The sequence below is a fragment of the Chryseobacterium sp. CBTAP 102 genome (assembly GCF_003201365.1).
Taxonomy (GTDB): domain Bacteria; phylum Bacteroidota; class Bacteroidia; order Flavobacteriales; family Weeksellaceae; genus Chryseobacterium; species Chryseobacterium candidae.
Genome location: NZ_QICX01000002.1, coordinates 160,550 through 175,373, shown reverse-complemented (window position 1 = coordinate 175,373; position 14,824 = coordinate 160,550). Strand labels below are relative to the sequence as shown.

9 protein-coding genes and 1 riboswitch are annotated in these 14,824 nt (G+C 36.5%); of the genes, 8 read left to right on the top strand and 1 reads right to left on the bottom strand.

The window, feature by feature from the left end:
• Positions 1–7 precede the first annotated feature (7 nt).
• From C8D70_RS04135 to pckA, 7 genes are all read left to right on the top strand, one after another.
• Complete coding sequence (locus C8D70_RS04135) at positions 8–1,648, top strand: RagB/SusD family nutrient uptake outer membrane protein (protein WP_110366466.1); 1,641 nt, start codon at positions 8–10, stop codon at positions 1,646–1,648.
• Between the two features lie 92 nt (positions 1,649–1,740).
• On the top strand, positions 1,741–3,678 hold the full coding sequence (locus C8D70_RS04130; protein WP_110366465.1) for a putative porin: 1,938 nt from the start codon (positions 1,741–1,743) through the stop codon (positions 3,676–3,678).
• A gap of 12 nt (positions 3,679–3,690) precedes the next feature.
• Positions 3,691–5,277, top strand: coding sequence for a bacillithiol biosynthesis cysteine-adding enzyme BshC (gene bshC, locus C8D70_RS04125; protein ID WP_110366464.1), 1,587 nt, complete (start codon positions 3,691–3,693; stop codon positions 5,275–5,277).
• A 38-nt stretch (positions 5,278–5,315) separates the two neighbouring features.
• Positions 5,316–7,283, top strand: coding sequence for a LysM peptidoglycan-binding domain-containing protein (locus C8D70_RS04120; RefSeq protein ID WP_228407974.1), 1,968 nt, complete (start codon positions 5,316–5,318; stop codon positions 7,281–7,283).
• A gap of 70 nt (positions 7,284–7,353) precedes the next feature.
• Entirely contained in the window at positions 7,354–8,229 is an 876-nt protein-coding gene (gene fabD / locus C8D70_RS04115) for an ACP S-malonyltransferase (protein WP_076595939.1), read from the top strand.
• Between the two features lie 8 nt (positions 8,230–8,237).
• Positions 8,238–9,143: a GYDIA family GHMP kinase gene (locus C8D70_RS04110; protein ID WP_110366462.1), complete on the top strand. Its 906-nt coding sequence runs from the start codon at positions 8,238–8,240 to the stop codon at positions 9,141–9,143.
• Positions 9,144–9,270: 127 nt separating this feature from the next.
• Complete coding sequence (gene pckA, locus C8D70_RS04105; protein WP_076595937.1) at positions 9,271–10,887, top strand: phosphoenolpyruvate carboxykinase (ATP); 1,617 nt, start codon at positions 9,271–9,273, stop codon at positions 10,885–10,887.
• Between the two features lie 163 nt (positions 10,888–11,050).
• Here pckA and C8D70_RS04100 read toward each other — a convergent pair whose 3' ends face one another.
• Positions 11,051–11,458, bottom strand: a complete 408-nt coding sequence (locus C8D70_RS04100; protein ID WP_076595936.1) for a type II 3-dehydroquinate dehydratase — start codon at positions 11,456–11,458, stop codon at positions 11,051–11,053.
• Positions 11,459–11,702: 244 nt separating this feature from the next.
• A riboswitch (SAM riboswitch) is annotated at positions 11,703–11,802 on the top strand.
• Positions 11,803–11,885: 83 nt separating this feature from the next.
• Here C8D70_RS04100 and C8D70_RS04095 point away from each other — a divergent pair.
• Positions 11,886–14,819, top strand: a complete 2,934-nt coding sequence (locus C8D70_RS04095; protein ID WP_110366461.1) for a SusC/RagA family TonB-linked outer membrane protein — start codon at positions 11,886–11,888, stop codon at positions 14,817–14,819.
• Positions 14,820–14,824: the final 5 nt, after the last annotated feature.

The window sequence follows — 14,824 nt, the reverse complement described above, 5'->3', positions numbered from 1 at the left end:
AAGAATTATGAAAAGAATTATAAATACAGTTTTAATTTTAGCAACTTTATCAGCAACAGGATTTGCTTTAAATAGTTGCCAGGATGCACTAGATATTAAACAGGCGGGAGAATTGAAGCCTGAAGAAGTATTTACTAATGTGTCAAATTTGAACGAAGCTTTAAATGGATCTGTATATGCTGTGTTTGATCCAATCGATGAAATATATTTTACTGCAGTTTTCACAGATGAAGTTAAGCCTGGAAGCGGTAGTGGAGGTCAGGAGTACGAACTACACAGATTTTTCCTTGATCCATCCACTCAAATTGTAGGAGGGGGATCAGTAAGTACTGGTTCAAGTGATGGGATCTGGCTTAACAATTACAAAGTAATTAACAGAGTTAACAGATTATTGGAAGGAGCTAAAAATATCACTCCTAGTTCTGGTGAAGTTGCTCAATATAACAGTATTATTGCACAGGCAAGAGCAATCAGAGCATTTTGCTATGTTCAATTGGAAACGTATTTTGCTCCTAATATGAAAGACCCTAATGGATTAGGTGTTATTCTTATAAAAGATGTTCCAGCAACTGATGCTAAGTTACCAAGAGCTAAGAATCAGGATGTTTATGACCTTATTAATTCGGATTTAGATTATGCTAGAAGTATTTTAACATATTCTAATACTGCAGCTGCAAGATACACTGTTGGTAAAGGATTTGTTAATGCTCTTTCTGCTCGTTTCAATCTATATAGAGGGAATACTACATTAGCAAAGCAATATGCTCAGGATGTGATTAATAATTCTCCTATTGTGGATGCTGCAACAGGTTCTAAGTTAACTGTAGCCAATCCTATTATAACTACTACGTCGCCTGCAATTGATTTAAGCACTGGTAGTACTTGGAGAAGTGAATTTTATGGTACTGCATCTTCTTTCAACCCATACAGAAACTTATGGAATGACTCGTCAAGAGGAGAAATTATTTTCTCTTTGAACAGACTTCCTTTAGGTGCTGGTGCAACTATTGGGTCAAGATGGAATACAAACCAATCTACAGCAACTGGAGTACCAATGTGGTTCTTAGGTAGAAACTTATTCAATTTAATTTATACTCCTGCCGGACAACCTGATAAAGGAGATGTTAGAAGATATAATTATATTGATCCAACATCAATCATACAGGCAAACTACCTGAATGTTGACTCTAGAAATGATAGATTAGTTATTGATAAGTATCCTGGTAAAACAAGTACAGCAACAAGAAATGACCTTAAGGTATTCAGATTGTCTGAAATGTACTTTATTTTAGCAGAAGCAGAAGTAGCTGCAGGTAACTTAGCTTCGGCTCAGGCACTAATTCAGCAGGTGAGAGTTGCCAGAAACTATTTAGGTACTGCAACAACTCCTGTATATGCGAATGCTCAATCTGCTTACGCTGATATCTTGAAAGAGCGTAGAATTGAACTTGCTTTAGAAGGACATAGATATATTGACCTAAAAAGACTTGCTGCAGTTGCAGGGGTAACAATGGATAGAAACATTAAAGATGATTTTATCACGTTACCATCTCTTAACTTACCAAATGATAGTTATAAGTATACATTACCTATACCTGTACAAGAAACTTCTGCCAATCCAAATTGTCAGCAAAACCCTGGTTATTAATCATACAATAATCATTTTATATAGAACCCCTGCTCAAAGCAGGGGTTTTTTATGTCCTTTTATTTCTTATTTTTGCTGTACAATAATGAATAATGAAGTACATCCTTTTCATACTCTTCTCTTTAAGTTTTGTAGCCAGGGCTCAGGTCGTTAATAAAGCAGAGACAAAGCCTCAGTCCAAAAAAGAAGATACCCTTGTGATAGATTCCGGGAAAAAAGATTCCCTGAAAATTTTTAAGCCTACCATTAATGATTACCAGTATCAGACTCAGTTTTCTGAAAAGAAAGTTTTTGATACCGTAATGACTTTTGATAAAACCTATATCTTTTCACAGCAAAATAATAAAGATAACTTCGGAAGAGTACAGCCTGCCAACATTGGTTCAGGATTCAATCCACTTGTATTTGAGGTAAACCCGGAAGAAAACCTTTCCTTACTGCCTTCCAATAAATCTTACATGATCATTGGAGCCAATGATGTGAAATACTATGATGTAAAAACACCTACCGCATCATTTATTTATCATAATGCAATGCGTAACGGAGCTGCTCTGAAATCAACCTATACCCAGAATATCGGAAAGAGATTCAACTTCGCTCTTGAATATATGGGACTTCGTTCTCAGGGGCTTTACAGAAACTCATTGTCAGCAAACAACAATACGTTATTCTCGGGGCATTATATTTCGAAAAGCGGAAACTATGAGCTTTTTGCCCATTATCTTCATCAGAATGTAAATAATCAGGAAAGTGGAGGGATTACCGAAGATAATCTGTTTCAGAGTGGAGACAGTAATTATAGCAACAGACAAAACGCACAGGTAAATCTGGCTTCTTCAAGCTCGCAGTTTTCTTACAGAAGATATTATCTGAGTCATCAGTTTACTCCATTCAATTCTGAGAAATTTCCTTTCAGCATAAGACATATTCTTTCTCATCAGGGAAATAAATACTATTATAACCAAACCGCTTTGGAATCTTATTGGTATGATGATCCTACAGATTTAGTCAATGGTTTTCCACTCACAACCAAGAAATATTCTGAAAATTTCAGCAATACAGTAAGCCTTATCTTTAATAATGAAAAATTCAAGCTGGATGCTGGTGTACGTTATCAGATGATTAAATTCGGGATAAGAGATATTGTTGCACTCAACAATGTGCCTTTTCCTGGTGAACTCAAAGAAAACAGAATAGGAGCCGTAGGAAATCTGCAGGTAAAACTTTGGGATAAAATTCAACTGAATTCATTCCTGGAATTTTCAAACGGTAGCCAGTTTAAAAGCTACCTTAAAACAACCAATAATCTGAAATTTGAACCCATCAAAGATTATTTTGTTAATGCAAAAGTGAACTTCCAAAGTGCCTATCCTTCATTCAATTACTTATTGAATACCTCCGTTTATAATAATTTCAATTATTATCTTGAAGATGCAAAGAACCAGTCTGTAATGGAAGTGGGAGGAAGTATCAATCTGAAATGGTTTAAAACTGAAATTTTCGCCAATTACTTCAGAGTTGATAACTATACGTACTTTGACAGCAATGGAAGTCCGAAGCAAAGTGACAATTCAGTCAATATCTCTCAGATCGGAGGAGATGCTACATTCAGCTTCAACAAATTCCATCTGAATACAAGAGTGCATTTCCAGAATACCTTAACGAACAAAGATCTGCTTCCAATGCCGGGCTTCATTGGTAGAGCCAATTTCTTCTACCAGACTCAGGCCTTCAAAAAAGCAGCAGAAATTCAGGCAGGTGTTAAAGTATATTACTTTTCTAAATTCGCTTCAAGAGAATACTTCCCTGTTCTTAATGAATATATCCTTCCAAGAGCAGATTCATTCTCCATTGGAGGACAGCCTATCGCTGATGTTTATATTAATATGAAGGTGAAGAAAATGTTCTTTTTCATAGAAGGACAGCAGATAGGAACAGTGATTTCCAATAACAAAGCATATGCATTTCCACATTACCCGGTGTATGATTTCAGATTGAATATCGGAATCGTGTGGTATTTGTTCAACTAAAAACTTTACAGGTTGAAAACAATTAATAAAATATCATTTAACGATATAGAAAGCATTCCTCAATTGGTAAAAGATTTTTTACATCAGAAAATTGAAGGTTTTGAAAATTATACATTTTCCTTAGAGCATTTCAGACAGCAGATTCATCTGAAAAAAGATTCTTTTGCTTCAGAAAAAAGAAATATTTTAGCTGATGTGTTAGAAGGTCAGTTAGAAACTCTTTCCCTATCTTCAAGGCAGAAAGAAAATCTTGAGAATATTAAACTGCCCAACACGTTCACCATTACGACAGGGCATCAGCTAAACTTGTTTTCAGGACCTGTTTTCTTCGTATATAAAATTCTTCAGACGATAAAGACATGTACTTATCTGAAAGAAAATTTCCCGGATTTTAATTTCGTTCCGGTGTATTGGATGGCTTCGGAAGACCATGACTTTGCGGAGATCAATCATTTTAAAACAGAGAATAATTATTACGAAACCCATGAGAAATCCGGAGGTCCGGTAGGGAGAATTGAAATCACTGATACCTATTTTATTTCGGAATTTGAAAAAGAATTCAAAGATTCTATTTTCGGTACAGAGCTGATCTTAATGATGAAAGAAGCTTATAAGGCAGGAAACACTTTAACGGAAGCTATTAAGATTCTTGTCAATCGTCTTTTCTCAGAATTTGGGCTTTTGATTGTAGACGGAGATTCTAAGGAACTTAAAAATCAGATGAAGACCATTTTTAAAGATGAGCTTCTTCATTTTAGCTTACAGAAAACTTCTGAAGATAAAGTAAAGTTTCTGACAGAGAAATACGGAAAGGTTCAGGTGAACCCTCGTGAAATAAACCTTTTCTACCTTTCTGAAACCAGAGACAGAATAGAATTTAACGGACAGAAATATAGTATTGTAGATAAACCTATTCAGTTTACAGAAGAAGAAATTCTTGAAGAATTGGAAAATCATCCTGAAAAATTCAGTCCGAATGCATTGATGCGTCCGGTGTATCAGGAAAATGTACTGCCAAATCTGGCCTACATCGGTGGAAATGCCGAAATCATGTACTGGCTGGAACTGAAAGATTATTTCTCAAAAATTAATACACCTTTCCCTATCCTTATTCCAAGAAACTCGATGCTATTCCTGAAAGAAAAAACATTGGGGAAAATTGAGAAACTTGATCTTAAAATTGAAGATTTTTTCCATAACTTCTCGGTACTTACCCATCAGAAGATGTTAAAAGATAATCCGATTTTACAATTACTTGAAGAAAAAGAAGAATTATTGATGAGTAATTTTTCTGCATTGAAAGCTTCGGCGGAAACCACTGAAAAATCTTTTGGAAATATGGTAAAGGCAGAAGAAGTACGACAGTTGAAATCTTTTAAAAGAATGAAAAAACGTCTGCTTCATGCTGAAAAAATAAAACAGAACGAATTGCTGGAACGGCTTGAAAATCTGTTTTTAGATGTTCATCCCGCAAAAACATGGCAGGAAAGAGTCTATAACTTTAGTGTATTCTTTTCAGATTACGGCTACTCGTGGCTTGAAAATTGTTTGGAAGAGATGGTGGTTGATGATTCCAAATTAATAATTATTGCCATTTAATTTTAAAGAAGTATTTTTGTAAATTATAATTATCGAATATGATAAAGAGGTTTTTTATTCTATCCAGTTTATGTATGGTTTTGGGAGTTTCAGCCCAGAAATCACATACGGTTGTGCAAGGTGACAATCCTTACAACATTGCCAAAAAGTATGGAATGACTGTAGATGAATTGCTGAAGCTAAACCCCAAACATAAAGATGGCAAACTGGCGATTGGAGATGTTTTAACCATAAAATCAGACAAAGCAGCCACTCCGGCTGTAACAAAAACTGCTCCGGCAGAAAAAGTAACTTCAAACACAAGTGCTTCTTCTCTGGGTAAAATTGTTTTACTGCCAAAGCAAACAATATATGGTATTACAAAACAATACAGAATTTCCGAAACTGATTTGAGAAAACTGAATCCTGAACTGGATTCTCACATGAAAATAGGGGACGAAATCACCTTACCTCTTGCCAGCATTAAAAAATATGGTGGTGAGCAGCAGGCTGTAACAGCAGAAAAACATGCTGAACCCGCTGTAGAAAAAAATATAACGACGATTACCCCTACAACCGCTACTGCTGCTGTAGAAGGAGAGTCTTATGTTATCCAGGCTAAAGATAATTATTACAGAATTACAAAACAGTTTGGCATCAGCCAGCAGGACCTTTATGCTTTAAATCCGGGATTGGAAGAAAAAGGACTGAAACCAGGTGATACCATTAAAATAAAAAGAATAAATACAACGACTCATACTGATACTGTTGCAGAAACTGCCAATCCAAAAGCAAAAATGGATTCCGGGAACGAAAAATCAACAACTATTTCCAATGTTGCCGCAGGTGATGATTATGTAACCTATACAGTTCAGCAGGGTGATACAGTATTCTCTATCGTTAACAAATTCGGTGTTTCTATTGATGAGCTTATTGCTCTTAACCCGGATCTTTCACATGGTTTGAAAACCGGAATGGTTTTAAAAATTAAAAAGCAGGATGCTGCATACGTAAAGAAAAACGGTGATGCTTTAAGTGTTATCTTAATGCTTCCTTTCGGATACAGTACCAACGAAACTCAGTATAGAGCAATGGCTCTTGATTTTTTGACAGGAGCTAAACTTGCCATTGAAAGAAATGCAAGAGGAGGACAAAAACTGGATATTAAAGTGGTAGATTCTGGAAATGAAGCTTCATTCAAAAACTCTTTAACACAGATCAATCCTGATAATACAGACCTTATCATAGGGCCTTTCTTTAAATCCAATGTAATTGATGTTCTTGATTTTACCAAAAATCAGAAAATTCCGGTTGTAGCACCATTTGCCAACTCTCCGGAACTCTATAACTACAGTAATCTTATTATTGTTGAGACCAACAATCAGACCTATGCTGATAAGATTGTAGAAGAGGTAAAAGGAATTTATTCAGATCAGAAAATATATATAGTGGCAGATGCTAAAAAAGAAAATGCCAATTATATCAAAGCCGGACTTGAAAAAGCGGTGAAAAATCCTAATATCATTATTGTTAATTCCCCGGCAGATATTCAGCCGGATCAGAATATGATGACAGGACAGTCTGCACCGGTTATTGCCATTTTAGCAAATGATGATAATGCTGCTGGAGATTCTTTTGCCAACAGAATGATCGCTATTTCTAAAGAAGTTCAGGGAATAAAAGCATTCAGTATGTTCTATTCTCCGGTTTTTGAGAAGAGAGTAGACGAACTGAGCCAGGCAAGTCTGGTATATCTGATGGATAGAAAGATTAATACGGACGGAAATTTTGAAAAAGAAATTCTGGCTGCTTATAAAAGCAAATACTGTAAAACTCCACCAAAATATGCAATCGTAGGTTTTGATGTTGTTAATGACATGTTAACCAGAGAAAATAAAAAAGGAGAGATCTTTAAACAGATGAATAAAGTTCAGACTCAGCTTGCTACCAAATTTGAGTTTGTAAAATCTAAAGCTAATGGTGCTTATGTAAATACCGGTTATAGAGTAATCAGGTTAGTACCTTAAATGATTTATAGCTGTTTAAAAGAATATTATTAACATTATAGTTATATTTGCATAATATTTAATTCAATACATGAAAGCACTTGTATTTCCAGGGCAGGGATCTCAGTTCGTAGGAATGGGAAAAGAATTGTATGATTCTAGAAAAGATATTAAAGATCTGATGGAATCTGCCAATGAAATTTTAGGTTTCGACATTCTTTCCATTATGTTTAACGGTACGGATGCGGATCTTAAGAAAACAGAGGTTACCCAGCCTTCAATATTTATACATTCAGTAGCAGCATTAAAAGCCGTAAATGGTCTTGGTGCTGAAATGGTTGCAGGACACTCTTTAGGAGAGTTTTCAGCTTTGGTTGCCAACGGAGTCTTATCCTTTGATGACGGTTTGAAATTAGTTTCTGAAAGAGCAAAGGCTATGCAGGAAGCTTGCAATGCCAATCCAAGTTCTATGGCAGCTATCTTAGGTTTAGAAGATGCTAAGGTTGAAGAAATCTGTGCACAGATCAACGGAATTGTTGTTCCTGCCAACTATAACTGTCCGGGACAATTGGTAATTTCCGGAGAAACACCCGCAGTAGAAGAAGCTTGCGCAAAACTGAAAGAAGCAGGAGCTAAAAGAGCATTGCTATTACCAGTAAACGGAGCTTTCCATTCACCATTGATGCAGCCTGCACAGGAAAGACTGGCCGCAGCTATCGAAAAAACAAAATTCAGAAAAGCAACCATTCCTGTATACCAGAATATCACGACAACAGCGGTAACAAATCCTGATGAGATCAAACAAAACCTGATCGCTCAGCTTACCGGTCCTGTAAAATGGACACAATCTGTTCAGAATATGATTAAAGACGGTGCATCAAACTTCGTAGAAGTAGGACCAGGAAAAACCCTTCAGGGATTAATCAAAAAAATTGACGGATCTGTAGAAGCAACTTCTGCAATCTAATAAAAAATATGAACGCGATATTTTCACCGGGAAAGCTTATGCTTACTTCAGAATATTTCGCAATAGATGGAGCTCTTGTCTTAGCGGTACCTACCAGGCTGGGACAAGAGTTTTTCTTTGAAGAAAAAGAAGATGGAAACTCTCTTATTCTTTGGGAAGCTTATCATCAGAATACATTATGGTTAAAAGCTGTCATAGATTATAAAAACTGGCAGATTCTGGAAACCAATATTCCATCAAGTGCTGAATTCATTACCAAAACACTACAAAATGTTCAGCAGCTTTCTAGCAGTAAATTCAAAGCAGACCTTACTTATCATTTAAAAACCAATCTTCAGTTTCCGGCGGATTATGGGCTTGGTAGCAGTTCCACCCTGATGAACAATCTGGCAGAATGGGCAGAGGTTGATCCTTTTTATCTTAATACTATCAGCTTAGGTGGCAGTGGATACGATATCGCTGTAGCTAAAGAAAAATCTGCAGTTCTGTTCCAGAGTAAACCTGAGATAAAATATGAGAAGGTAGATTTCAGTCCATCCTTTAAAAATGAACTGATTTTTATCCATTTAAATCAGAAGCAGGATAGTAGAGAGGGAATCAACTTATACAAGTCCAAAAAGAAGTCTCCGGAATTGGTGAATGAATTTTCAGATCTCACAAAAAAAATATTGTTATGCAATGAATTGGAAAAATTTTCCGAATTAATGATGATTCATGAGCATAAAATTGCAAATTTTCTTGAAATTCTCACAGTTAAAGAAAAATTATTCTCAGATTGCCCTTTATTTGTCAAAAGTTTAGGTGCATGGGGTGGAGATTTTGTAATGAGTGCCAAATTTGGGGACTATAAGAACTATTTTTGGGAGAAAGGTTTTTCCACTGTTTTAGAATGGGAAAATATAATTAGCTTATAATCAAGCAATTACAATCCTTTTTTTTTATTTGTCATTCTGACTTATATCAGTATATTTAAACCACCTTTAACAAATAATTAATATTATTTTTGTTGAAGTCAATAAAGAAATAGAAAATATAAGTAAAATGAAAAACACTAAAATCATCCAGGATTTAGAGAAATTAGGGATTAAAGGAAACTATGAAGTAGTGTATAATCCTTCTTATGAAGAATTATATCAGGCTGAAGTTTCTCCTGAAAATCAGGGGTTTGAGCAAGCTGAGCTTACGGAATCTGGCGCAGTATCGGTAAAAACAGGAATTTTCACAGGTCGTTCACCTAAAGACAGATATATTGTTCAGGATGATGTTACAAGAGATACAATTTTCTGGGATGGTAAAGTAAACCTACCTACAACAGCAGAAATTTTCGGGTCTTGTAAAGAACTAGTGCTGAACCAGCTTGCTGAATCTAAAAAGATTTATGTAGTAGATACATTCTGCGGAACGAATGCAGATACGAGACTTAAAGTAAGATTTATCGTTGAAGTAGCATGGCAGGCGCATTTTGTTACTAATATGTTCATTCGTCCTTCTCACTACGAACTTGAAAACTACGGTGAGCCGGATTTCACCGTAATCAACGGATCAAAAACAACAAACCCGAACTGGGAAGCTCAGGGATTAAACTCTGAAAACTTCATTATGTTCAACCTTACTGAAAAACTACAGATCATTGGAGGTACCTGGTACGGAGGTGAAATGAAAAAAGGAATGTTTGCCATGATGAACTATTACCTTCCGTTAAAAGGTATGGCTTCCATGCATTGTTCTGCGAACGTTGGAGAGAAAGGTGATGTTGCTTTATTCTTTGGTCTTTCTGGAACAGGTAAAACTACTTTATCAGCTGATCCTAAAAGATACCTTATCGGTGACGATGAGCACGGATGGGATAACAACGGAGTATTCAACTATGAGGGAGGATGCTATGCTAAAGTGATTGACTTATCTGAAGAAAAAGAACCGGATATCTTCGCTGCCATCAAAAGAGATGCACTTCTTGAAAACGTTGTTATTAACAATGGAGTAGCAGATTATACAGACGGTTCAATCACTGAGAACACAAGAGTTTCTTATCCAATATATCATATCAACAAAATTGTATTGCCTTCTAAAGCAGGTCATGCCAAGAAGATTGTATACCTTTCAGCAGATGCATTCGGAGTACTTCCTCCGGTTTCTATCCTGAATGAAGATCAGGCTCAGTACCACTTCCTTTGCGGGTATACATCAAAATTAGCCGGAACGGAAAGAGGTATTACAGAACCTGAACCGTCTTTCTCCCCTGCATTTGGGGAAGCATTCCTTACATTACACCCAACAATGTATTCTAAAACATTGATCGGTAAAATGCAGGAACACGGTGCAAAAGCTTATTTGGTAAATACAGGCTGGAACGGTACAGGAAAGAGAATTTCGCTTAAAGATACCAGAGCAATCATTGACGCAATCATTGATGGATCTATTGATAATGCTCCTAAAGCTCAGGTTCCAATTATGAATCTTGAAATTCCTACTGAATTACCAAACGTTTCTGCAGGTATTTTAGATCCTAGAGATACCTATGAAAATGCTTCGGTATGGGAAGAAAAAGCAAAAGATCTTGCTTCAAGATATATCAAGAATTTTGAACAGTACTGTGATACTGAAGAAGGTAAGAAGTTAGTAGCTTCAGGACCTCAATTACAGGAACAAACTATTTAATAGTTAACCATAAACGTACAAAAGCCTCATCAATGATGAGGCTTTTGTATTTTATTTCTCAAAATTTAATAGATTTTTGCAGCAGTGCAACTACTGACATATGTTTTTTTTCTATAATTATCTGTGAAAATCTGTGCCATCTGCGGGAAAATAAACGACTGAATTATTTCAGACTTAATAAAGCCAATCTATACCCATCCATTCCAAAGCCAGATAAAACGGCATCCGTATTAGCGGCTGTTACAGATTTCTGTCGGAATTCTTCTCTTTTGTAGATATTGCTGATGTGAACTTCTACTTTCGGCTTGCGGATATTCTTCAAACAATCAGCAATTGCATAAGAATAGTGGGTGAAAGCTCCCGGGTTAATTACCACCGCATCAAAATCATCCTCCTGAAGCCTGTTGATAAGCTCACCTTCAATATTAGACTGGTAATATTGTAATTCATAAGCCTGAAACTCGGATCTTAAATTTTCCAAATAACTTTCCATAGAAACATTTCCATAGATTTCCGGTTCTCTTGTGCCTAACAGATTGAGGTTAGGGCCATTGATGATCAAAACTTTCATAGCATAAAATTAAAAAGTTTTTTCAATAAATCACACAAAAATTAAGGTATACTGAATTTTCATGCTATTGAATTATTGACAATGATATTTGTCATGTTTGAATAAATGATAAGGTCTGCAACTTCTTATTGTAGTGGGTTTTATTAAAAATTTATGTTAATTATTAAAAAATTATCATGAAAAATAAACAAGTCTACTTGTTTTGTAGACTAAAAGTTTTTAGCTTTGCAATCATATTTCGATCGGCTTATAAAGAAAGATAGAGGGAACTGACCCTGTGAAATCTTAACAACCTGCCTCGTGGGGCAAGGTGTTACATTCAGCCTTTTAAGGAAAAATAAGCATTTGGTTTATCGTATTTATCGATGCCCTTTGCTGACTTTTCTGCAAAGGGTAAAATTTTAATATATGATAAATAAAATTGATTATGATTAGCAAAAATTTATTCAATTCTAAAGCATGGATACCTCCGGTTGCTGCTTTTTTTCTGGGAATAACCAGCATCAATGCACAGAATTCCAGGCCGAAAAAAGATAGCCTTCATGAAAAGGAACTTGATGAGGTAGTAGTGGTAGCGTACGGAAAAGCAAAAAGAAACAGCTATACCGGTTCTGTAGCTACAATTTCCAGCGATAAAATCAATAACAGACCAGTTACGAATATTACCAAAGCACTGGAAGGACAGGTTGCCGGAATTCAAACTACCAGTGCATCGGGACAGCCCGGCGCAGTTTCTACCATCCGTATCAGGGGAATTGGCTCAATCAGTGCTTCCAGTGATCCTTTATACGTAGTGGACGGGATTCCTTTTGACGGAAACCTGAACTCCATTAGCCCAAGCGATATTGAATCTATAAGTGTTTTGAAAGACGCTACAGCAAGTGCTTTGTATGGTTCAAGAGGAGCAAACGGGATTATTATCATCACTACAAAATCAGGGAAAAAAGGAGAAGCCAGAGTTAATTTTAATATCAGTCAGGGATTCTCAGGAAGAGCTGTCAAAGATTATGAACAGGTAAACACAGATCAATACTTTCAATTATATTGGGAAGCGTTAAGAAACGGATATCAGTCTGGCAAAGTTTCTTCTCAGCAGGCTGCACAAATGGCAACTGATAATCTTGTTTCGACCCTTGGAATTAATCCATATGGCACTGCTTATCCAAAACCGGTAGGAACAGATGGGAAATTATTACCTGGTGCATCGCCGCTTTGGAATGATGACTGGAGAGATATTTTACAGAGAGTAGCTTCAAGAAATCAGGTGGATCTTGATATCAGCGGAGGAAGTGATAAAAGCAATTACTTCTTTTCACTGGGGTATCTGGATGATAAAGGGATGGCGATTGAATCAGGCTATAAAAGATACAATACCCGATTGAAGATCAATTCCGAAGTGAAAAAATGGCTTAATGTTGGAGTAAACCTGAATTATACAAACAGTGTTCAGCAGGCGCCTACTTCTTCGGATTCCAAGGCGAGTAACATCATCAACGCTGCAAGATTTATTCCTTCATTCTATCCTTATTATGAAAGAAATGCAGATGGTACTTATATTTTGGATGCTGATGGAAACCCGGTTTATGATTTTGGAAAATACAGGCCTACGAATGCGCTTCAGAATCAGAATGCCGCTGCAACACTGCCTTTAGACAAAAACGAAAACAAAGAAGATAACTTCTCCGGAAAAGGATTCATGGAATTCACTTTCTTGCCGGAGTTGAAATTCAAGACCAGCTTCTCTGTGGATTTAGTGAATTATAACGGACATTATTACTCAAATCCATTATTGGGGCAAGGTGCTGAAATAGGAGGTTCGGTAACGAAAACCAATACCAGAACACTTTCTTATACGACAAGTAATATCCTAACTTATGATAAAAAGTTTGGAAAGCACCATGTAAATGCTTTAGCAGGACACGAGTTTTATAAATACGATTATCAGACCATTTCAGGAACGAGAAGCCAGTTTTCACTTCCTTATTACTATGAACCGGATGCTGCTTCTCTGCTGGGAAGTTTCAGTGGAAACAGCAATAAATTGAGTTTATTAAGTTTCCTTGGAAAAGTAGAGTATGACTATAATAATACCTATTTCCTGTCAGCTTCAGGAAGGGCAGACAGTTCTTCGAGATTTGCGAAGGATAACAGATGGGGGAGATTCTGGTCAGTGGGAGGTTCGTGGAAAATATCCAATGAGGAATTTATTAAAAGCCTGAATGTTTTCAATCAATTGACATTGCGTGCCAGCTACGGAGGTCAGGGGAATGATAAATTACTTAGACCTAATGGGCAGCCGCTTTATTATGCGTATCAGGAGCTTTATAGATTTATAAGCCTTGGCGGAGAACCGGGAACAACCCTTGAAAAGACTTCTACCAATAATGTGAAATGGGAAACCAACCTTAATTTAAATGTAGGATTGGAATTCTCCATTCTGAATAACAGGATTAAAGGGAATATCGAATATTTTAAAAGAAAAAGCCAGGATCTTCTGTTTAATATGCCGGTTGCACCATCATTGGGAATCAGTGATTATCCTGCGAATATCGGAACCATCCAGAATACAGGATTTGAATTTTCATTATTTACAATACCTATTAAGAATGATGATTTTCAATGGAATGTAGATGTGAACCTAAGTACTTTAAACAACAAAGTAACCAAATTACCCGGAGGTTCTCTTGTGGTAGGAACTAAATTGCTGACAGTAGGAGGTTCTGTATATGATTTCTTTATTCCGGAATGGGTTGGTGTGGATCCAGGCAATGGAAAACCCTTATGGAAAACTGTTACTACCAATGCCAGCGGAAACTCAGTGGAAGGAACAACTTCGGAATATTCAAAAGCTACAAAACTATTACAAGGTTCTGCATTACCTAAGCTGACAGGTGGAATCAGTACAAGCATCACCTATAAGAATTTTGATTTTTCAGGATTGCTGACATTCAAAATCGGGGGTAAAATTTTAGATACCGATTATACTTCCATCATGCATAACGGAAGTGCGGGAGGACGTGCATGGAGTGCCGAAATGCTGAACAGGTGGACGCCTGATAATCCTTATACAGACGTTCCGGGATTGAGTACAACAACGAATAACTGGACCTCAACGTCTTCCAGATTCCTGTATTCCGGGACGTATGCAAGACTTAAAAATCTAAGCTTAGGATACACACTTCCTGAGGATTATTTTGAGAAAATAGGATTGAAAAAGTTCAGAATTTATATCCAGGCAGAAAACCTTCTGACTTTCTATAAACATAAAGGAATGGATCCTGAGCAGGCTTTGGACGGAACAACGTATTACAGATATCCTGCGATGAGAACCATCACTTTTGGTCTTCAGGCAACTCTTTAACCTTT